At 40.9% G+C, this 20,489-nt stretch carries 23 protein-coding genes; 1 reads left to right on the top strand and 22 read right to left on the bottom strand.

Annotated features, from left to right (window positions below; all coding sequences use genetic code 11):
* Positions 1–86 precede the first annotated feature (86 nt).
* From NST18_RS14875 to NST18_RS14925, 11 genes are all read right to left on the bottom strand, one after another.
* Complete coding sequence (locus NST18_RS14875) at positions 87–1,373, bottom strand: adenylosuccinate synthase (RefSeq protein WP_004893216.1); 1,287 nt, start codon at positions 1,371–1,373, stop codon at positions 87–89.
* Between the two features lie 115 nt (positions 1,374–1,488).
* Positions 1,489–2,853 (bottom strand): replicative DNA helicase, encoded by a 1,365-nt coding sequence (gene dnaB, locus NST18_RS14880; RefSeq protein WP_004893221.1) that lies wholly within the window; start codon positions 2,851–2,853, stop codon positions 1,489–1,491.
* 76 nt (positions 2,854–2,929) lie between these two features.
* A complete protein-coding gene (rplI, locus tag NST18_RS14885; RefSeq protein WP_004893223.1) occupies positions 2,930–3,379 on the bottom strand; it encodes a 50S ribosomal protein L9 in 450 nt (149 codons plus the stop codon).
* A complete protein-coding gene (locus tag NST18_RS14890) occupies positions 3,376–5,349 on the bottom strand; it encodes a DHH family phosphoesterase (RefSeq protein ID WP_004893225.1) in 1,974 nt (657 codons plus the stop codon). The genes rplI and NST18_RS14890 overlap by 4 nt, the downstream gene beginning before the upstream one ends.
* A 21-nt stretch (positions 5,350–5,370) precedes the next feature.
* On the bottom strand, positions 5,371–6,303 hold the full coding sequence (locus tag NST18_RS14895) for a YybS family protein (protein WP_004893228.1): 933 nt from the start codon (positions 6,301–6,303) through the stop codon (positions 5,371–5,373).
* A gap of 61 nt (positions 6,304–6,364) precedes the next feature.
* Positions 6,365–6,604 (bottom strand): 30S ribosomal protein S18, encoded by a 240-nt coding sequence (gene rpsR, locus NST18_RS14900; RefSeq protein WP_004893230.1) that lies wholly within the window; start codon positions 6,602–6,604, stop codon positions 6,365–6,367.
* A 29-nt stretch (positions 6,605–6,633) separates the two neighbouring features.
* Complete coding sequence (gene ssb, locus NST18_RS14905) at positions 6,634–7,125, bottom strand: single-stranded DNA-binding protein (protein ID WP_004893233.1); 492 nt, start codon at positions 7,123–7,125, stop codon at positions 6,634–6,636.
* Between the two features lie 26 nt (positions 7,126–7,151).
* A complete protein-coding gene (gene rpsF, locus NST18_RS14910; RefSeq protein ID WP_004893235.1) occupies positions 7,152–7,439 on the bottom strand; it encodes a 30S ribosomal protein S6 in 288 nt (95 codons plus the stop codon).
* A 109-nt stretch (positions 7,440–7,548) separates the two neighbouring features.
* Positions 7,549–8,649, bottom strand: coding sequence for a redox-regulated ATPase YchF (gene ychF / locus NST18_RS14915; RefSeq protein ID WP_004893236.1), 1,101 nt, complete (start codon positions 8,647–8,649; stop codon positions 7,549–7,551).
* Positions 8,650–8,669: 20 nt separating this feature from the next.
* The gene (locus tag NST18_RS14920) at positions 8,670–8,846 is read right to left on the bottom strand and encodes a DUF951 domain-containing protein (RefSeq protein WP_194947791.1); all 177 of its coding nucleotides are present in this window, start codon (positions 8,844–8,846) and stop codon (positions 8,670–8,672) included.
* Positions 8,847–8,887: 41 nt separating this feature from the next.
* A complete protein-coding gene (locus tag NST18_RS14925; RefSeq protein ID WP_064213887.1) occupies positions 8,888–9,763 on the bottom strand; it encodes a mechanosensitive ion channel family protein in 876 nt (291 codons plus the stop codon).
* Between the two features lie 182 nt (positions 9,764–9,945).
* Here NST18_RS14925 and yyaC point away from each other — a divergent pair, with 182 nt between their 5' ends.
* Positions 9,946–10,536: a spore protease YyaC gene (gene yyaC, locus NST18_RS14930; RefSeq protein WP_004893248.1), complete on the top strand. Its 591-nt coding sequence runs from the start codon at positions 9,946–9,948 to the stop codon at positions 10,534–10,536.
* Here the strand turns inward: yyaC and NST18_RS14935 are convergent.
* From NST18_RS14935 to rpmH, 11 genes are all read right to left on the bottom strand, one after another.
* Positions 10,525–11,232, bottom strand: coding sequence for a DUF554 domain-containing protein (locus NST18_RS14935; RefSeq protein ID WP_004893252.1), 708 nt, complete (start codon positions 11,230–11,232; stop codon positions 10,525–10,527). The two genes, yyaC and NST18_RS14935, sit on opposite strands and share 12 nt — an antisense overlap.
* Positions 11,233–11,247: 15 nt before the next feature.
* A complete protein-coding gene (locus NST18_RS14940; protein WP_004893254.1) occupies positions 11,248–12,111 on the bottom strand; it encodes a ParB/RepB/Spo0J family partition protein in 864 nt (287 codons plus the stop codon).
* A complete protein-coding gene (locus NST18_RS14945; RefSeq protein WP_004893255.1) occupies positions 12,104–12,865 on the bottom strand; it encodes a ParA family protein in 762 nt (253 codons plus the stop codon). Before NST18_RS14945 ends, NST18_RS14940 begins: the two co-directional genes overlap by 8 nt.
* Positions 12,866–12,966: 101 nt before the next feature.
* The gene (gene noc / locus NST18_RS14950) at positions 12,967–13,818 is read right to left on the bottom strand and encodes a nucleoid occlusion protein (RefSeq protein WP_004893257.1); all 852 of its coding nucleotides are present in this window, start codon (positions 13,816–13,818) and stop codon (positions 12,967–12,969) included.
* A gap of 35 nt (positions 13,819–13,853) precedes the next feature.
* Positions 13,854–14,567, bottom strand: a complete 714-nt coding sequence (rsmG, locus tag NST18_RS14955; RefSeq protein WP_004893258.1) for a 16S rRNA (guanine(527)-N(7))-methyltransferase RsmG — start codon at positions 14,565–14,567, stop codon at positions 13,854–13,856.
* A 13-nt stretch (positions 14,568–14,580) separates the two neighbouring features.
* Positions 14,581–16,470 carry a tRNA uridine-5-carboxymethylaminomethyl(34) synthesis enzyme MnmG gene (gene mnmG / locus NST18_RS14960; protein WP_004893259.1) on the bottom strand — a complete coding sequence of 630 codons (1,890 nt, stop codon included), beginning with the start codon at positions 16,468–16,470 and terminating at the stop codon, positions 14,581–14,583.
* Positions 16,471–16,481: 11 nt separating this feature from the next.
* Positions 16,482–17,867 carry a tRNA uridine-5-carboxymethylaminomethyl(34) synthesis GTPase MnmE gene (gene mnmE, locus NST18_RS14965; RefSeq protein WP_004893260.1) on the bottom strand — a complete coding sequence of 462 codons (1,386 nt, stop codon included), beginning with the start codon at positions 17,865–17,867 and terminating at the stop codon, positions 16,482–16,484.
* Positions 17,868–18,037: 170 nt separating this feature from the next.
* Complete coding sequence (jag, locus tag NST18_RS14970) at positions 18,038–18,655, bottom strand: RNA-binding cell elongation regulator Jag/EloR (protein WP_004893262.1); 618 nt, start codon at positions 18,653–18,655, stop codon at positions 18,038–18,040.
* Entirely contained in the window at positions 18,652–19,419 is a 768-nt protein-coding gene (gene spoIIIJ, locus NST18_RS14975) for a YidC family membrane integrase SpoIIIJ (protein WP_004893263.1), read from the bottom strand. The genes jag and spoIIIJ overlap by 4 nt, the downstream gene beginning before the upstream one ends.
* A gap of 64 nt (positions 19,420–19,483) precedes the next feature.
* The gene (gene rnpA, locus NST18_RS14980; RefSeq protein ID WP_004893265.1) at positions 19,484–19,822 is read right to left on the bottom strand and encodes a ribonuclease P protein component; all 339 of its coding nucleotides are present in this window, start codon (positions 19,820–19,822) and stop codon (positions 19,484–19,486) included.
* 63 nt (positions 19,823–19,885) lie between these two features.
* A complete protein-coding gene (gene rpmH, locus NST18_RS14985; RefSeq protein ID WP_003397591.1) occupies positions 19,886–20,020 on the bottom strand; it encodes a 50S ribosomal protein L34 in 135 nt (44 codons plus the stop codon).
* Between the last annotated feature and the right edge of the window lie 469 nt (positions 20,021–20,489).

Below are 20,489 nucleotides of genomic sequence, written 5' to 3' on the forward strand. Positions count from 1 at the left end.
AGACATCTATTATTCTATTATATAATTAGTAATAAGACAATAGTTTTTTTAAAAAAACGCCGACGAACGAGTCATCGACGTTTTTCTTATGCATATACGTTGCGGACAACATTCGTTTGAGAGCGGTCTGGTCCGACCGAGAAAATCGAAAGCGGAATACCCGTTAATTGCGAAATGCGCTCAACATAACGACGTGCATTAGCTGGAAGCTCGTCTAAACTTTTTACACCCGTAATATCTTCCGTCCATCCCGGCAATTCTTCATATACCGGCTCACATTCCGCTAATACTTTCAAACTCGCCGGAAACTCCTCTATGATTTGTCCTTTGTAACGATAAGCAACACAAATTTTCAACGTTTCAATACCTGTTAACACGTCGATCGAGTTTAATGATAAATCTGTAATTCCACTAACACGACGCGCATGACGAACAACGACGCTATCAAACCAACCGACACGGCGTGGACGCCCGGTTGTCGTTCCGTATTCACGACCTACTTCACGAATGCGATCACCAATTTCGTTGTTTAACTCTGTTGGAAACGGACCGTCACCAACACGTGTTGTATATGCTTTAGCTACACCAACAACATGTTTAATTTTTGTCGGACCAACACCTGCACCAATCGTAACCCCACCAGCAACAGGATTTGATGACGTAACAAACGGATACGTTCCTTGATCAATATCTAACATAACGCCTTGCGCGCCTTCAAATAAAACGCGTCGCCCTTCATCAAGTGCATCGTTTAATACGACAGATGTGTCACAAACATATTTGGCAATTTGCTGTCCATATTCGTAATATTCATCAAGAATGTGTTCTAATTTAAATCCTTCAACACCGTACACTTTTTCAAAAAGCACATTTTTCTCTGCTAAATTGCGCGCTAATTTTTCTTCAAACACTTCGCGGTCGAGCAAATCTGCGATTCGAATGCCGACACGTGCCGCTTTATCCATATAAGCAGGGCCAATGCCTTTTTTCGTCGTTCCGATTTTGTTAGCCCCTTTTCGTTCTTCTTCTACTTCATCAAGCTTTAAATGATAAGGCAAAATCACATGTGCGCGATTGCTAATGCGTAAATTGTCTGTGCTTACACCACGCTCATGCAAATACGCTAATTCTTGCACGAGCGCTTTCGGATCGACAACCATTCCATTTCCAATCACACAAATTTTATCTTTATAAAAAATACCAGAAGGGATTAAATGTAATTTATACTTTTCGCCGTTAAATACAATCGTATGTCCGGCGTTATTTCCACCTTGATATCGCGCAATCACTTCTGCATGCTGTGATAAAAAGTCTGTAATCTTTCCTTTTCCCTCATCGCCCCATTGTGTTCCAACAACAACAACTGAAGACATAGCGAGCACCTCCGCTTCATCAATTCCAAACATAGTAAGTGTACCAAATCAACTACGAAAAATCAATAAAAAACCGAACGTTTATATATTCATTTATGTTTTTTATTCGTATAAATTAAGCTCCAGGTGGAACGTTTGCATCATCGAAGCGGCGCTCTAAGTTGACAAACTTGTTGTACTCTTTTACAAAAGCAAGTTGTACAGTACCAACAGGACCGTTCCGTTGTTTCGCAATAATAATTTCGATAATGTTTTTGTTTTCTGATTCTTTGTCGTAATAATCATCACGATATAAAAAAGCAACAATATCCGCGTCTTGTTCAATACTTCCCGATTCGCGCAAGTCAGACATCATCGGTCGCTTATCTTGACGTTGCTCCACGCTACGCGAAAGCTGAGATAAAGCGATAACAGGAACATCTAATTCACGAGCTAGCGCTTTTAGCGAGCGGGAAATTTCCGATACTTCTTGTTGACGATTTTCACGATTGCGTCCACTTCCTTGAATGAGCTGCAAGTAGTCGATCAATATCATACCAAGTCCTTGTTCTTGTTTTAAGCGACGGCATTTGGCACGAATTTCACTAACACGAATGTTCGGCGTATCGTCAATAAAAATACCAGCATTCGAAAGACTTCCCATCGCCATCGTCAACTTTCCCCAATCTTCTGGCGTAAGTTTGCCGGTCCGCAAGTTTTGCGCATTAATGTTTCCTTCTGCACAAAGCATACGCATCACAAGCTGTTGTGCTCCCATTTCTAAGCTGAAAATGGCCACGTTCTCACCTGTACGTGTCGCCACATTTTGGGCAATATTTAATGCAAACGCTGTTTTCCCGACAGACGGACGAGCAGCAACAATAATAAAATCGCTTCGTTGAAATCCTGCTGTCATTCGATCAAGTTCAATAAAACCTGTTGGAATTCCCGTGATCTCACCTTTTCGGTTATGAAGCATTTCGATGTTGTCATACGCTTGAACAAGCACATCTTTTATATTTTGAAATCCCGTCGTATTTTTTCGTTGCGATACTTCTAAAATTTTACGTTCAGCTTCATTTAACACATCTTCGACTTCATCTTCACGCGTATAACCGTCTTGAGCAATCGATGTAGCCGTGCGAATTAAACGGCGCAAAATGGATTTTTCTTCTACAATTTTTGCATAATAGTGCACATTCGCCGCTGTTGGAACGGAATTGGCAAGTTCTGTTAAATATGACACGCCTCCTACTTCTTCAAGCGCATTTGCATCTGCTAGTTCCGATGTAACCGTCACTAAATCAACGGGCTCGCCACGATCAGATAGTTGTAACATCGTTCGGAAAATTTTTTGATGTGCCGCTCGATAAAAATCTTCGGGAATTAATATTTCTGAAGCGGTTGTGAGCGCGGATGGCTCTAGTAAAATCGCTCCGAGCACAGCTTGTTCAGCTTCGATATTTTGTGGGGGGAGTCGATCAGCAAATATGTCTGTCATGTACGCTCACCGTCCTTTCTCATAAGAAAAATGTGATTATATGCACGGAAAAAATCCGGCATAAAATCACATTTCATTACTTTTGCTCTTGTACATGTACTTTTAATGTAGCAGTTACTTCTGGATGAAGTTTAATTGGTACATTTGTATAGCCAAGCGCTCGAATGGCGTCATCTAATTCAATTTTTCGTTTATCAATTTTAATATCATGTTGTTGCTGAAGCGCCTCCGCAATTTGCTTGCTCGTAATTGAACCGAATAGACGACCACCTTCACCAGCTTTCGCAAACAATGCGACGGTTAACGTATCAATTTTTTCTTTCAGTTGCTTCGCTCGCGCTAACTCTTCTTCCGCTTCTTTCTTTTGTTTATTTTTTTGCGCTTCTAATGCTTTTAAGTTGGCTGGGGTTGCCTCGACCGCTAATCCTTGTTTAAATAAAAAGTTTTGCGCATAACCATCAGCAACGTTTTTTACTTCCCCTTTTTTTCCTTTTCCTTTCACATCTTTTAAAAAGATCACTTTCATGTGTCCTTACCTCCTGCAATATATTCTCGAATGGCTTCCTTCAATCGCTTTTCTGCTTCATCGATTGTAATATTGGCAAGCTGAGTGGCCGCATTCGTGAGATGACCACCACCATCAAGTTTTTCCATAATTAACTGCACATTCACATCTCCTAACGAACGGGCACTAATTCCGATCATTTGATCGTTTCGCTTCGAAATAACAAACGAAGCGACAACACCATTTAGAGATAATAGCGTATCCGCTGCTTGAGCAATTAAAACGGGATCATATGTTTCATTGGCGCTTCCCTTTGCAATCGCAAACCCGTGCTCATCAATGATAGCGTTCTCAATTATTTTAGCACGCTTAATGTAATGCTCAATATTTTCTTTTAACAGTTTTTGGACAAGTGTCGTATCCGCCCCTTGTGCGCGTAAATATGAAGCTGCATCAAACGTTCTTGATCCTGTGCGTAATGTGAAACTTTTCGTATCGACAACGATGCCTGCTAGCAAAGCTGTTGCCTCGAGCATAGATAATTTTGAACGCTTTGGTTGGTATTGTAACAATTCTGTTACGAGCTCTGATGTAGACGAAGCATATGGCTCCATATATACGAGAATCGGATCTTCAATGAACTCTTCGCCACGACGATGATGGTCAATCACAACAACCCGATCTAATCGTAACAACAACCGTTCTTCTATAACGAGCGAAGGTTTATGCGTATCTACGACAACAAGCAACGTATCTTCTGTCGCCAACTCTAACGCTTGCTCGGGGGAAATAAACCGCGACCAGAGCTCCGTTTGCTTTTTCACTTCTTCAAGCAATCGTTGTACACCGGAATCAATTCGGCTCGTATCAATAACAATAAACGCTTCTTTCTCATTCATTTGAGCCACTTTTAAAATACCGATCGCCGAACCGATCGCATCCATATCAGGATATTTATGCCCCATAATAAACACTTGTTCACTTTCTAAAATGAGCTCCTTCAATGCATGTGATATAACGCGAGCTCGAACCCTTGTCCGCTTTTCCATCGGATTCGTTTTGCCACCATAAAATTTTACTTTTCCATTCGGTTGTTTAATCGCGACTTGATCACCACCGCGTCCAAGCGCTAAATCTAAACTAGACTGTGCTAACGTACCGAGTTCTGGCAAAGACGGGGAGTTTGTCCCTATTCCGATACTTAGTGTTAACGGCACATGATTTTTCGCTGTCTGCTCACGCACTTCATCTAAAATAGAAAATTTATTTTTTTCGAGTTGCTGTAAAATATGTTCGTTTAACACAGCAACAAAGCGGTCCGATGATGTCCGTTTCAAAAATAGACCATATTCGCTCGCCCATCTATTTAAGATGGATGTCACTTGACTATTGAGTTGGCTTTTCGTTTGATCATCCATCCCTTGCGTCACATCATCGTAATTATCAAGGAAAATGACACCTAATACGATTTTTTCCTGCTCATATTTTTGCTCTAATTGTGCTTGCTCGGTAATATCAAAAAAGTAAAGCAATCGTTCTTCTCGGCGAATAATGACTTTAAACGTTCGATCACGAAATGTAATGACTTCTTCTGTTGCCTCTGTTTTTATGAGTGGAACGAGTTGCTCAGCAACATCATATAATGATTGTCCAACGAGCGTATCCACTCCGAAACAAGAAGATAAAAAAGAGTTCGTCCATTCAATTTCTAACTCATCGTTAATGAGCATAATACCAATTGGCATCCCCATTAACGCTTCTTCCCCAACTTTTTTTATCCGGTAAGAGAGAGTAGAAATGTAATCTTCAATTTCCTCTTGAGCAACTTTATACGATCGAAATACGTGAAATAACGTAGGGCCAAGGAGCACAGCAGCGACTATCCCAATCATCCATTCAAAATACGTAACAATGATAAGCAGTACAAACGTAATACCGATTAAAACATACAAGGGATAGCGATGCCTCTGCTTTTCATATAAACTCGACATGAACGTCAGCTCCTTGCATCATTAATCTTTCAGCTTCTTTCGTAAATCAAATCCTAAATCAATTATACCTAATATTCGCACGAGGTGAAGTAAAAAAGGGAAAAATAGCGATAGAACGACAATGGCAATAGCGCCTTTACGCCCCATTTTTTTATGGTGCATCCAATAAAAAACGAACGAAAATCCTTGAATGGTCATAAGTAGCTGTAAAACTTGAAACAAATTAAGCAACGCAACATAAGGAAATGAACCGTGCTCGATTGGGAAAAATAACAAAAGCATAACCGCTAAATAGTACCATAACAAACTTTTCGGTAAAACGAGCTCGCGAAACGGCTGCCAATTACCGATCGGCATGTTTAAGCGTTTTAAAATAGGTAAGGCAGCTTGTTGAGTAATCCAAGCAAAACATGCAGCGGCGAAAACGAACGCAGTCGGCAATAAATCGATGACAACGTCCATCGTTTGTTTCATCGTTTTTTCAAACTGCTCATTTACCGGCTGTCCTAGTTGCTCTAACACCGCTTTTGCACTTTGAAATGATTGTTGCATTATTTCTTCAATTTGTTTGCCAATGTGAATATCGAAAAACAAAACAGAGCCCGCATAAATTATAATCATACTAAGTAAAAAAGAAAGTGTGCCAACAAGTAAAACAGCATATTTTCCACCCTTTTTGCGCCAAACATGCCCCATCGCAACTCCGCTACTTGCAAACATAAACGTCATCGGAATAGACAAAAACGAACCGAACCAAATGGATGGGACAAATGATGCAGCAAGTAAAAGCAAGCCATTTTTATATGTATGGCGCATCGTAAATAAAAGAAAGGGGATCGCCAAAAAAAACGTAGTGACCATTCCAAAAACCGGCATATATAAACTAAGTAAAAGGAGCACTGTAAAAATGGCAAGTTGCACCGCTCCTTCCGTCAATACACGAGCGTTTTTCATCTTTTTCCCTCCTTGAAAACAAAAAGCAGTAAGGCTCCGTCCCCCTTACTGCTTTCTCTTTTTATTCGCCCGCAACGTATGGTAGTAAAGCCATCTGACGAGCACGCTTAATCGCAATCGTTAACTTACGTTGATATTTTGCACTCGTACCTGTTACGCGACGAGGTAAAATTTTACCGCGCTCAGAAATGAATTTCTTTAATGTGTCTACATCTTTGTAGTCGATGTGCGTAATTCCGTTTGCTGTAAAGTAGCAAACTTTACGACGTTTTGTGCGTCCACCTTTACGTCCTGCCATCATATATCCTCCTTTCTCCAATTAATATTATATTAAAACGGCAAATCATCATCCGATATGTCGATTGGTTGTCCATCGTTCGCAAATGGATCATCATCAATTCGACTAAATCCGCTGTTACGTCCTTGGTTCGGGTTCTGATTTGATCCAAATGGAAACGGCTCGCCATAGCTGCCTGATGCCATGCCACGTTGCTCACCGCCACCTCGCGGCTCTAAAAACTGCACGCTATCGGCGACAACCTCTGTCACATATACTCGTTTTCCTTCTTGGTTTTCGTACGATCTCGTTTGAATTCGACCTTCTACTCCAGCTAAACTACCTTTTTTCAAGTAGTTGGCCACATTTTCAGCTTGTCGGCGCCAAACGATACAGTTAATAAAATCTGCTTCACGTTCACCTTGTTGGTTTGTATATGTTCGGTTCACCGCTAGCGTAAACGTGGCAACAGCAACTCCATTTGGAGTATAGCGTAATTCTGGATCTTTCGTCAGTCTTCCGACGAGAATTACGCGATTAATCATCAGAACCACTCCTATTCATGAGGAAATTATTCTTCTTCCTTCACGACGATATGACGAATGATATCTTCGCTGATGCGTGCTAAACGGTCAAATTCCTGAACTGCCGCTGGCTTCGCAACAACGTTTAAAATCATGTAGTAACCGTCACGGAATTTTTGAATTTCATAAGCGAGACGACGCTTACCCCATTCTTTTACGTTCGTAATTTCCGCGCCATTTTCAGTTAAAACGTTGTTAAAACGTTCAACAACTGCTTTTCTCGCTTCTTCTTCCATGTTTGGACGGATAATGTACATAATTTCGTACTTTCTCATCACGACACAGTCACCTCCTTTTGGTCTACACGGCTCTCTACAGAGCAAGGAGCAATATATCATTACTCACATTTGATGATTATATCATGAACGTCGTCCATATGCAAGATTAGACGTTAAAACGGAAATGAATAATATCGCCATCTTGCACTTCATAATCTTTTCCTTCTAGTCGTACTTTTCCTGCTTCACGCGCAGCCGCCATCGATCCTGCCGCAACTAAATCGTCATATGATACCGTTTCTGCACGAATAAATCCTCGTTCAAAATCAGAGTGAATAATTCCCGCACATTGCGGTGCTTTCATTCCTTTCCGGAACGTCCATGCCCGCACTTCTTGTTCGCCCGCTGTGAAGTACGTAGCAAGCCCGAGCAAGCTGTATGATGCACGAATAAGTTGGTCTAATCCTGATTGTTCAATGCCAAGTTCTTGTAAAAATAACTCTTTTTCTTCATCATCTAACTCCGCCATCTCCGCCTCAACTTTAGCACATACAACGATGACTTCTGCATTATCTTCTTTCGCAAATGCTTTTACTTGTTGCACGTACTCATTGCTGTTCGGATCCGCTAAATCTTCTTCTCCGACGTTAGCGACGTATAACATCGGTTTGATCGTTAATAAATGCAATTGCTTCACGACTTTCATTTCTTCTTCCGTAAATGAAAGCGTTCTAGCTGGTTTTCCTGCTTCGAATGTTTCTTTCAAGCGACTTAAAATGTCATATTCAAATACTGCTTCTTTATCTTTTTGTTTTGCCATTTTCCCAACGCGATCTATCCGCTTATCTACCGTCTCTAGATCAGCAAAAATAAGTTCTAAGTTAATTGTTTCAATGTCAGCAATCGGGTCTACTTTCCCCGCCACATGCGTAATATTTTCGTCAGCAAAGCATCGCACAACTTGACAAATGGCATCAACTTGGCGGATGTGCGATAAAAACTTATTTCCTAATCCTTCACCTTTACTTGCACCTTTCACGATTCCTGCGATATCCGTAAACTCAAATACAGTTGGAACCGTACGTTTTGGATTAAATAATTCCGTCAATGTTTTTAGACGCTCATCTGGCACTTCAACAATGCCAACGTTTGGTTCGATCGTACAAAACGGATAGTTTGCAGACTCAGCGCCCGCTTTTGTGATTGCATTAAATAACGTTGATTTTCCGACGTTCGGAAGACCAACAATTCCTGCTGTTAAACCCATAATGAAACTCCTCTCTTCGTCTATTCCTCGTGCTTTATGAGCACTTTTTTCATTTTTTTCTCAAACTCTTTTCGCGGCAGCAATACGCTATGACCGCATCCTTCACACTTAATTCGAATATCCATACCCATCCGAATAATTTTCCAGCGATTTGTACCGCAAGGATGTTCCTTTTTCATTTCAACGATATCATGCATGCCATACTCCTTATTCAATATAGCACACTCCTTTCCGTTGTTTAAGCACGTTCCGCTTGTTGTTCGCGACTATAGAGAACTAAACGAGGAAACGGGATTTCAATTCCACGCTCGTCCAAGCGAAGCTTAATCTCTTTTCGCAACGCACGTGCGATGTGCCAATGACGCATCGGCTTCGTCTCGCATGTAATGCGCATGACCACTTCAGACGGTCCTAAATTTTGTACTCCTAACAACTCTGGTGGACTGACGATGTCTTCATATTTACTTGGCATTTCCTCTAACACTTCGCGAATAACAGCCTCTGCCTGCTCTAAATCACCTTCATACGCAATACTTACATCGACAACTGCCACACTATTATTCAAAGAAAAGTTCGTCACTTGTGTAATCGTTCCATTCGGCAAAATATGCACTTCACCTGTAAAACTTTTTAACTTCGTTGTGCGCAATCCGATTTCCTCAACATGCCCTTCAAATGTTCCGATGCGCACATAATCTCCGACGGCAAACTGATCTTCAAGGATAATAAAAAATCCTGTAATAATATCACGAACAAGGTTTTGCGCCCCAAATCCAACCGCCAATCCAACGATTCCAGCTCCCGCTAAAATCGCACGAATATCGACGCCTACAGCGTCTAAAATCATCACAAACGTAATAAAGTAAATGGTATACGTCGCCATATTGTTCAGCAGTCGCATTAACGTTGCTTCTCTTCGTTCCGATAACCGAATCGGCGCCTTTTGACGAACGGCGAAAAATTTGGTAATCGTCAATTTGATCACCTTTAACAAAATCGAAGCCAATAAAATAATCGCTATGATTTTAAACAAGCTAACACCAACTGTGACGAGCCAGTCACCTTCTAATATTTGTTCAACAATACGGTCATATATTTTTTTCGTTTGCTCCATTCAAGCCACCTCCGCTGTAGCAAAATAACCTATACAAGCTTCTTTGTTTGCGCATAAGTTATTGTAACAGTATTTTGCTTACATTTGTAGCGCACGAACTTTCTACATCGCCCAATGTATATATATTCACATTTTTCCGTATACTGTTACCACGTTATTTAACCGGAGGAGGGAACGGACATATGCAAAATAAATTTTTTTACGATGGGCCAAACGCGGCAGTTCAACTTTCATCATCCATTTTACGCTTACTACCAGCTTCTATACATACACCAATTATCATCATGTGTATCGGTACAGATCGTTCAACTGGCGATTCGCTCGGACCACTTGTCGGTACAATGCTGGAACAAAAAGGAGCGTTGCCGTTTTATGTGTACGGAACGTTAAAAGATCCGATTCATGCTGTTAATTTAGAAGATCGACTAAAAGATATTCAACAACAACATAAACATTCATTTATCATCGCTGTCGATGCTTGCCTTGGTCGTGTGAAAAACGTTGGGATGGTCACAGTTGAAAAAGGGTCATTAAAACCAGGGGCGGCTGTCAATAAAAATCTCCCGTCTGTCGGCGATGCTCACATTACTGGGATCGTCAATGTGAGTGGATTTATGGAATTTTTCGTATTACAAAACACGAGACTTCATTTAGTCATGAGTATGGCGGAAACGATCGCCACAGGTATTTATGAAGCAGGTATGCAACTAAAGAAACATCAGCGGCTTGCATCATTGCAGACAAATGAACTGAAATATAAGTTATTCGAATAACACATGCATAAACGCAACGATCAAGGCATTGACTAAAATGCTTGGCAATAAGTTCGCTACACGAACAGATGTAAGATTCAACATGTTCAATCCGATCGCAACAATTAAAATTCCGCCTGTCGCGGTCGATTCAGCGATAAATGCCTCAAGGGCGCTTGGCGGAATGAACCGATCGATTTGCGTAGCCATTAAGGCGATGGAGCCTTGATAAACGACAACAGGAATAGCGGAAAAAATAACACCGATGCCAAACGTAGCGGTTAAGATGATGCTCGCAAAGCCGTCCAAAATCGACTTTGTATACAATACGAGATGATCACCTCTTAACCCGCTATGTAACGCACCGACAATGGCCATCGAACCGACGACAAACAGGAGCGTAGCGCTCACAAATCCTTTAGAAATCGCTCCTTCTGCTCCATATCCTGCTCGTTTCTCCACCCATTTCCCTAGCCTTTCGAGTTTTTCTTCAATGTCCCATATTTCTCCTAATACCCCACCGACAACTAAACTAATAATTACAATTAAAAACTGATTGCTTTCTAATCCCATTTTGACACCAAGAACGACGACAGAAAGCCCAATCCCACTCATTACCGTTGATTTTATGCGTTCAGGAATATTCCGAAATATGGCCCCTAACAGTGCTCCAATAAGAATACATATGCCGTTCACAACCGTACCGAGCAAAACCAAAATGTTTCACATCCCTCATTCATCCATATATTCGTCATATGCGTTCAACAATTGTAAAATACGTGTTAAATCTTCCTCAGAGAAAAATTCGATTTCAATTTTCCCTTTTTTTCGATGTTTTTTAATGGATACTGACGTTCCTAACCGTTCGCGTAACAGCGCTTCGCTTTGCGTTAAAAATATATTTTTCTCTTCTTTCTTTTTCAATGTTTCACGTGGAACATTTTCATTCAATTGTTGAATAAGCGCCTCAAGTTGGCGAACATTGAGCGATTGTTGAATAACTCGTTCAATAACCGCTGAAAGTTTTTGTTTGTTTTTTAATGCAAGTAATGCTCGACCGTGCCCCATCGATAATGTACCTTCTTCAATCATTTGTTGCACATCACTTGGAAGTGAAAGAAGGCGTAGATGGTTGGCAATATGTGGACGGCTCTTCCCTAATCGTTTCGCCAACTCTTCCTGCGTCAATTTGCATTTTGTAAGCAATAATTGATATGCTGTCGCTTCCTCAATCGGATTTAAGTCTTCACGCTGTAAATTTTCAAGCAATGCAATTTCCATCATTTTTTCATCCGAAAGTTCACGTACAACGGCCGGGACAGTTTTTAATCCTGCTAGTTGTGCCGCTCGAAAGCGACGTTCACCTACGACAATTTCATATCCCTTAATTGTTTGGCGAACGATAAGCGGCTGGATGATCCCATGTTCCATAATGGATTGCTTTAATTCTTCTAGCGCTTGTTCATGAAACGTTTTACGCGGTTGATATGGATTTGGACGAAGTTGTTGAATTTCAATGTCTTGAACCGTTTCCCCTTTTTCTGCTTCTAAATTAGTAAAAAGAGCATGAATGCCTTTTCCAAGCCCTTTAGCCATTTGCGATCACCTCTTTCGCAAAATCTGCGTATACTTCCGCCCCCCGCGATTTCGCATCGTACAAAATAATCGGCTTTCCGTGGCTTGGTGCTTCACTTAGCCGAACGTTGCGCGGAATGATCGTTTCATACACTTTTTCGCGAAAATACTTCTTCACTTCTTGAATGACTTGAATACCAAGATTTGTACGCGCATCAAACATTGTCAGCAACACACCTTCAATGCGTAAATTGGAATTTAAATGTTTTTGTACGAGGCGAATTGTATTTAATAATTGGCTCAGTCCTTCCAATGCGTAATATTCACATTGAACGGGGATCAATACTGTATCTGCTGAAGTTAAAGCATTAATCGTTAACAATCCGAGTGAAGGTGGGCAGTCGATAATAATAAAATCATATGCATCTTTAATCGGGCTTAACGCTTTTTGTAAGCGCACTTCCCGCGAAACGATCGGAACGAGTTCGATTTCGGCACCAGCTAGTTGAATGGTGGCAGGAATAATATGTAAACGATCGATATTTGTTGGACGAATAACTTGACGTACGTCTACTTCGTCAACTAGCAGATCGTAAGCACATTGTTCGATGTCATGTTTTTCCACACCAATACCGCTTGTCGCATTTCCTTGCGGATCGATATCGACAAGCAATGTTTTCTTCCCCATATGAGCTAAACAAGCAGATAAATTTACCGCTGTCGTCGTTTTGCCAACACCGCCTTTTTGATTGGCAATCGCAATAATTTTCCCCACAATGCTCCCCATCCTTTGCTTATAATACTTTTATTGTATCACGAATTTTTCAATATTTTCATATACAAAAAGAAAACCTCATCGTCATTTTGGATGAGGTGTTATTTTTGTTTCTTCGGGATGCGGATGGTAATTTGATAATAGTCTTCAAACTCTTCTTCTTCTGAATCGATCGCAACACCGCTATCAGCAACCATCGTCAACGACTGACGAATCGTATTGACAGCGATGCGCATGTCTTTACTTAACGATTTTCGTTTCGGCTTCGGGCGCTTTTCATCGTCGCTTTCTTCTAGCATTTTCGCGACTCGATCTTCTGTCTGTTTCACGTTGAGTTGCTTTTGAATAATCTCTTCAAGCAATTTTAACTGTTTATCGTAATCTTTCAGCACAATTAACGCACGAGCATGCCTTTCGGTAATTTGACGTTGCAATAACGCTTCTTGTACTTCTTGAGGGAGTTTTAATAAGCGAAGTTTGTTAGCGATCGTCGATTGTCCTTTTCCAAGCCGTTGTGCTAACGCTTCTTGCGTTAAATTATGCAATTCTAGCAAACGCGCATAAGCAACCGCTTCTTCAATCGGAGTTAGTTCTTCTCGCTGTAAGTTTTCAATTAAAGCAACAGAGGCTGTTTCCGTATCATTTAAATTTTTAATAATGGCAGGTATATCTGTCCAACCGAGTTTTTGTGCCGCCCGCCATCTTCGTTCTCCGGCAATAATTTCGAACTTTCCATCTTCGCATTCTCGAACAACAATCGGTTGAATCATCCCATGCGTGCGAATCGTTTGAGCAAGTTCGTCAATTTTATCTTCAACAAAAATGGTTCGCGGCTGAAAACGGTTTGGAACAATTTGTGAAATGGCGATTCGTTTTATTTCTTCATTCGGTATGACAATTTCTTCTTGCTCTTTTTCACCAAAGTTGAAAAATCGCGAAAAAGGATGCTTCATTTCCCCCTGACACCACCTTTGAGAACTCAAAACATTCATTCAATCGGAAGCTTGTTTGGTACCCCTGGTTTGCGTGGATATTTCTTCGGTGTTTTTCTTTTTTTCTCGACAAAAACGATTGCTCGTTCACTTTCTTCAATTGGCAATAAAAATTGTTCGACTTTCGCCACTTCGCCACCTAAAACACGAATAGCCGTTTTTCCTTGTTCAAGCTCTTCTTGTGCTGATGCACCTTTCATTGCAATAAACGTTCCTCCCACTTTCACAAGTGGCAAACAGAGCTCACTTAAGACAGATAAACGAGCAACAGCACGAGCCATGACGACGTCAAATGACTCACGTACACTTTTTTGTCCAAACGTCTCGGCGCGATCATGATAAAAGGCTACTCCTTCAAGCCCAAGTTGTGCCGCTAAATGATTCAGAAATGTGATTCGTTTTTGTAATGAATCAACAATTGATACATGTAGATGAGGAAAGCAAATTTTTAGCGGTATACTCGGAAAACCAGCCCCTGCTCCAACATCGCAAATAGATAATGATTGCGAAAAATCATAATAAAAAGCAGGTGTGATGGAATCAAAAAAATGCTTCAAGTACACGCCTTCTTCGTCTGTGATCGCCGTTAAATTCATTTTCTCGTTCCATTCAACGAGCAATTGATAATATGTTTCGAATTGAGTAAGTTGTTGAGGAGAAAGCGAAATTCCTTTCTCCTCTAACATTTGTTGAAATACCTTTACATCCATCATTCATCCCTCTTTATTCATTTGACACACGTGCGATTTTTCCCTGCTCTAAATACACTAATAAAATCGAAATGTCTGCCGGATTGACTCCCGAAATGCGTGACGCTTGTGCAATGGAAAGCGGACGAACTTGTTTTAGTTTTTGACGCGCCTCTGTCGCCAATCCTGTAATCGCATCGTAATCAATGTCTTCTGGAATTTTTTTATTTTCCATTTTCTTTAATTTTTCAACTTGTTGTAGCGATTTTTCAATATATCCTTCGTATTTAATTTGAATTTCTACTTGCTCTGCTACTTCAGGATCAATCGGTTGTTCCGCTGGTGCAATCATTTGAATGTGCTCGTACGTCATTTCTGGACGCTTTAACAAGTCAGCTGCACGAATGCCGTCTTTTAACTCGCTTCCCCCGGCATCCCGAATAAGTTGTTGTACTTGTGGGGTTGGCTTAATGATGTAAGATTTTAAGCGTTTCTTTTCCGCTTCGATCGCTTCTTTCTTTGCGACAAACTTCTCATATCGCTCTTGTGAAATTAAACCGATTTTATAGCCAATTTCCGTTAAACGTAAATCGGCATTGTCGTGACGTAATAAAAGACGATATTCTGCACGGGATGTTAGCAAGCGATATGGCTCGTTCGTTCCTTTTGTCACAAGGTCATCAATTAAAACACCAATATATGCTTCTGAGCGACTTAAAATTAACTCCTCTTTTCCAAGCGCTTTACAAGCGGCATTAATGCCGGCAATAAGCCCTTGACCAGCTGCTTCTTCATATCCAGATGTCCCGTTAATTTGGCCTGCTGTATATAGTCGTTGAACAACTTTTGTTTCTAACGTTGGCCATAGCTGTGTTGGAACGATAGCATCATACTCAATCGCATAACCAGCACGCATGAGCTGTGCCTTCTCTAGCCCCGGTATTGTCGCTAACATTTGACGTTGAATATGCTCCGGCAAACTTGTCGATAAACCTTGTACATATACTTCCTGCGTATGTCTTCCTTCTGGTTCAAGGAAAATTTGATGACGTGGTTTATCATGGAAACGGACGATTTTATCTTCAATTGATGGACAATAACGCGGACCTGTCCCTTTAATCATTCCTGAATACATCGGTGACAAATGTAAATTTTCATCGATGATTCGGTGCGTTTCTTCTGTCGTATAAGTGAGCCAACAAGGAAGTTGGTCGGTAATGTATTGTTTCGTCTCATAGGAGAACGCTCGTGGCACGTCATCTCCCGGCTGAATTTCTGTTTTGCTGTAATCAATCGTATGGCTATTTACACGCGGTGGTGTTCCTGTTTTAAAGCGAACTAATTCAAAACCAAGTTCCTCTAAATGCTCTGAAAGTTTAATCGATGGCTGTTGATTGTTCGGACCGCTTGAATATTTAATGTCACCAATAATAATTTCACCGCGTAAAAACGTTCCTGTCGTAATAACGACAGCCTTAGCATAATAGCGAGCACCTGTATGCGTAATGACACCTCTACATACACCGTCTTCTACGATTAATTTTTCTACTTTTCCTTGTAATAACGTTAAATTCTCTTGGTTTTCTAACGTCTTTTTCATTTCTTGTTGATATAAAAATTTATCTGCTTGTGCACGCAACGCTCGCACCGCAGGTCCTTTTCCTGTGTTCAACATTCGCATTTGAATATGCGTTTTGTCGATGTTTTTCCCCATTTCTCCGCCCAATGCGTCAATTTCCCGAACGACAATCCCTTTTGCAGGTCCGCCGATTGATGGGTTACATGGCATAAAAGCAATCATATCGAGATTGAGCGTAATTGCTAGCGTACTTGCTCCCATGCGTGCAGCAGCAAGCGCCGCTTCACATCCCGCATGACCGGCGCCGACAACGATAACATCATAAGATCCTGCCTCGTAATGCATAAACACCCTCCTTATTTTCCTAAACAAAATTGTGCAAACAATTGATCAATCAAACTTTCGTGCACCGTATCTCCAACGATTTCACCTAACAATTCCCACGCTCTCGTTAAATCAATTTGCACGATGTCGATCGGCATCCCCGCTTCGATGCCGTGAATCGCTTCTTCTATCGCTTTTTTTGCTTGCGTCAACAATGCAATATGACGCGAGTTTGATACATATGTTAAATCGCGCGCCTCTACATCTCCACTGAAAAACAATGAGGCAATCGCCTCTTCAAGTTGCTCGATCCCTCTTTCCTCCAAAAGAGATGTCGTAATAATTGGTAATCCTTGCGCTAATTGCTTCACTCGGTCCATATCAATTCGCTTCGGTAAGTCTGTTTTATTAACAACAACAATGGCGTCCATTCCTTTGACCGCTTCAAACAACTGCTCATCTTCTACTGTTAGCGGCTCATTGTAGTTAAGTACAAGCAAAATTAAATCAGCTTCTTTTAACACTTTCCGTGACCGCTCGACCCCAATACGTTCGACAATGTCTTCTGTCTCACGAATGCCCGCTGTATCTAGCAAACGAAGCGGTACACCACGAACATTTACATATTCCTCAATAACATCACGAGTTGTGCCTGGAATATCCGTCACGATCGCACGATTTTCATGAGCTAAACTGTTTAACAACGATGATTTCCCAACATTTGGACGACCGATAATCACTGTCGCTAGTCCGTCTCTTAACACTTTTCCTTGTTGTGCCGTTTGTAGTAGCCGTTCAATTTCATTTTTCACTTCTGTCGCCTTCTCAAGCAACAGTCGATGCGTCATTTCTTCGACGTCGTCATATTCTGGATAGTCAATATTTACTTCGACATGTGCCAACGTTTCTAAAATCGTTTGGCGCAAGCGACGAATCAGTTTCGATAAACGACCTTCCATTTGATTCAATGCAACAGCCATGGCACGATCCGTTTTGGCGCGAATAAGATCAATGACCGCTTCTGCTTGGGATAAATCAATACGCCCATTTAAAAAAGCTCTTTTTGTAAATTCTCCAGGTTGCGCTAGACGAGCTCCATACGCTAACACGAGTTGAAGAACGCGGTTGACGGAAACGAGCCCCCCGTGGCAGTTAATTTCGACAACATCTTCACGCGTAAATGTCTTCGGAGCCTTCATCACCGTAACCATCACTTCTTCAATCGTTTCTTTCGTCTCCGGATGTACTATGTGTCCATAATGAATTGTATGAGATGGGACGTCTTTTAGCTTCTTTCCCCCTACACCAACAAACAGTTGATCAACAATTTTTATCGCTTCATCCCCGCTTAAACGGACGATAGCAATCGCCCCTTCACCCATCGGGGTCGAGATCGCTGCAATTGTATCGAATTCCACGCTATTCACCTTCTTTCTTAAAACAAAATTATCCACATCTATATCATTCGTGTTTTATTCACAATGGTAATCAAGTAAATTTTAACTTATCCACATGTGAATAACAACATACATACTGCGTTTGAATTTACAAAAAAAATTCTCTAGGAACGACTTCCCCTAGAGAATGTTTATCTTTTTAGTGAAATAACGACATGACGATGCGGCTCCGTCCCAGCTGAAAACGTCTGTATTCTATCGTCATCACTTAGCGCCGTATGAATGACTTTTCGCTCCCATGCACTCATCGGTTCTAACGAAATATCTTTCCTCGTTTGTATCGCTTTTTTCGCCATATTTTTTGCTAAACGAACAAGTGTTTCTTCTCTTCGTTTTCGATATCCTTCCGCATCAATAACAACGCGAAGCGGACGATCCGTATAGCGATTTAACACTCCTTGCGCCAATAATTGTAACGCATTCAACGTTTGGCCATGCTTTCCAATCACCCGTGCAACCTCTGGACCTGAAAGCAGGACGACGAGATGTTCATCTTTCTGTTCGAAAGCGAGATGGACACGCACACCCATCTGCTCAATAACATGTTTTAAAAACGATTTGACACAATCAAACGGATGACGGATCACAATCTCCACGATTGCTTCTTGTCCACCGAACAAACCAAGAAACGGCTTTTTTTCTTGTTGCACAACAACAATATCGACCGCTTCTTTCGACAAATGTAATTGCGCTAACGCTTTGTCCACTGCCTCTTCTACCGTTTGGCCCCTCATCGTGATTCGTTTCACTTTCCTGTTCCCCCAGCTTGTTTCGTTGCTTTTAAGTCTGGTCCTTTAATGAAATACGTCTGTGCAATCATAAACAAGTTTCCAACTACCCAATAAAGCGAAAGTGCTGCTGGGAAGTTGATCGCAAAAACAACGACCATAATTGGCATTAACCAAAGCATCATCGCCATTTGTGGATTTTGCTGCTCGGTGCCAGCCATCATTATCTTTTGCTGAATAAATGTTGTGACCCCTGCGACAAGTGGCAAGATGAAAAACGGATCTTTTTCACCTAAGTCAAACCATAAAAAATTATGGCGTGCAATTTCTTCTGTGCGCATAATAGCATGGTAAAATCCAATTAAAATCGGCATTTGAATAAATAGCGGCAAACAACCAGCTAACGGATTGACACCGTGTTTTTGGAAAAGTAACATCGTTTCTTGTTGGAGCTTTTGCTGCGTTTGCGCGTCTTTTGAACTGTATTTTTCGCGAAGTTTTTGCAATTCCGGTTGCAACGCTTGCATCGCCTTAGAATTTCTCGTTTGTTGAATCATTAACGGCAAAATAGCTAAACGAATCAAAATAGTTACGACGATAATACCTAAGCCGTAATTCGAACCAAATAACTCAGACGTATATGTAATTAACCAAGATAGCGGGTAAACGATATATTCGTTCCAAAATCCCTTACTCTCCGCCGTAATAGGTTGGTTAATTTCCGAACATCCTGCTAATACAACAGCAAGAAGTAAAAACAGCCATGCGACCTGCCTTTTTTTCACTCGTTTTTTCCCCCTTACTTTATACATTCCATGAAATATTTTAGCATATCGGTCGAGCAAACATTTAATGAAAAACGTTTGCTCGTCTTAAAACGTGCAATAAGCTTTTTTTCGTCTCTTCATACTCCATCGTAGCTACCGGCATTCGCGCAATAATAACATAGTCTTTGCCTATCTCAATTCGATCGCGCTCTTCGTGAAACACTTGGCGAATATATCGTTTCACACGATTCCGAACGACCGCTTTCCCTATTTTCTTGCTAACGGACAACCCGATGCGAAAATACGGTTGCTCTGGTTTATCGAGAACATACAAAACAAACTGCCGATTCGCCACCGATGTTCCTTTTTTAAATACTTCTTGAAATTCTTCATTCTTTTTTATGCGATATTTTTTTTTCATGTGCTTTCATCACACCTCAATTGTCACTCCCGTTAGAAAAAAGACCACTGATCGTTCAGTGGCCTATGCAGATAATACTTTTCTTCCTTTACGACGACGGCGAGCAAGAACTTTTCTTCCGTTCTTTGTGCTCATACGCGCACGGAAACCGTGTACTTTGCTACGCTTCCGTTTGTTTGGTTGATACGTTCTTTTCATATATGACACCTCCCTGAGGAATAACTGTTAAAAGACAGTCTTTCTAATTATAGTGAGAAATTAAGAGAAATGTCAACTACTCCGGGAGTATCTTTTTTTGAATATATTGTGATTATTACTGTGGATATTTTTTTTGTCGTTTTTTTGTATCCACAACATTTATCGACAAGTTTTTCACATCTTATAACCTTGTGGGTAAAATTTTTTCACACCTTTTTTGATTTGTGGATAATATTTTTAAAACCATTGCAACATATGTATCTATCTGCTATTATATTGTTGTTTTTACTCTGGATAATTTAATAATTTTTTCTCATTATCCACAAAATGTGGATAATGTGTGGACAGTTTCGTCCACATGATGTGTAAATATTTGTCCACAATCGGTGAAAACTGTCGAAAAAAATTTTTTTTATAGACAAAGTTATACAAAAGTTAAACACCCGCGCGGAGAAGGAGGGAGAGCGGC

The sequence above is a fragment of the Anoxybacillus sp. FSL W8-0104 genome (assembly GCF_038004465.1).
Lineage (GTDB): Bacteria > Bacillota > Bacilli > Bacillales > Anoxybacillaceae > Anoxybacillus > Anoxybacillus flavithermus_G.

Coding starts and splice junctions, on each gene's coding strand:
- rnpA (WP_004893265.1), bottom strand. CDS start 19,822: ATGAAAAAAAAATATCGCATAAAAAAGAATGAAGAATTTCAAGAAGTA.
- dnaB (WP_004893221.1), bottom strand. CDS start 2,853: ATGACAGACATATTTGCTGATCGACTCCCCCCACAAAATATCGAAGCT.
- NST18_RS14940 (WP_004893254.1), bottom strand. CDS start 12,111: ATGGCTAAAGGGCTTGGAAAAGGCATTCATGCTCTTTTTACTAATTTA.
- yyaC (WP_004893248.1), top strand. CDS start 9,946: ATGCAAAATAAATTTTTTTACGATGGGCCAAACGCGGCAGTTCAACTT.
- rpsR (WP_004893230.1), bottom strand. CDS start 6,604: ATGATGGCAGGACGTAAAGGTGGACGCACAAAACGTCGTAAAGTTTGC.
- NST18_RS14890 (WP_004893225.1), bottom strand. CDS start 5,349: ATGTCGAGTTTATATGAAAAGCAGAGGCATCGCTATCCCTTGTATGTT.
- rsmG (WP_004893258.1), bottom strand. CDS start 14,567: ATGGATGTAAAGGTATTTCAACAAATGTTAGAGGAGAAAGGAATTTCG.
- NST18_RS14895 (WP_004893228.1), bottom strand. CDS start 6,303: ATGAAAAACGCTCGTGTATTGACGGAAGGAGCGGTGCAACTTGCCATT.
- ychF (WP_004893236.1), bottom strand. CDS start 8,649: ATGGGTTTAACAGCAGGAATTGTTGGTCTTCCGAACGTCGGAAAATCA.
- ssb (WP_004893233.1), bottom strand. CDS start 7,125: ATGATTAATCGCGTAATTCTCGTCGGAAGACTGACGAAAGATCCAGAA.
- NST18_RS14925 (WP_064213887.1), bottom strand. CDS start 9,763: ATGGAGCAAACGAAAAAAATATATGACCGTATTGTTGAACAAATATTA.
- rpmH (WP_003397591.1), bottom strand. CDS start 20,020: ATGAAAAGAACGTATCAACCAAACAAACGGAAGCGTAGCAAAGTACAC.
- rpsF (WP_004893235.1), bottom strand. CDS start 7,439: ATGAGAAAGTACGAAATTATGTACATTATCCGTCCAAACATGGAAGAA.
- NST18_RS14920 (WP_194947791.1), bottom strand. CDS start 8,846: ATGCATGATATCGTTGAAATGAAAAAGGAACATCCTTGCGGTACAAAT.
- noc (WP_004893257.1), bottom strand. CDS start 13,818: ATGAAGCATCCTTTTTCGCGATTTTTCAACTTTGGTGAAAAAGAGCAA.
- rplI (WP_004893223.1), bottom strand. CDS start 3,379: ATGAAAGTGATCTTTTTAAAAGATGTGAAAGGAAAAGGAAAAAAAGGG.
- mnmG (WP_004893259.1), bottom strand. CDS start 16,470: ATGCATTACGAGGCAGGATCTTATGATGTTATCGTTGTCGGCGCCGGT.
- NST18_RS14875 (WP_004893216.1), bottom strand. CDS start 1,373: ATGTCTTCAGTTGTTGTTGTTGGAACACAATGGGGCGATGAGGGAAAA.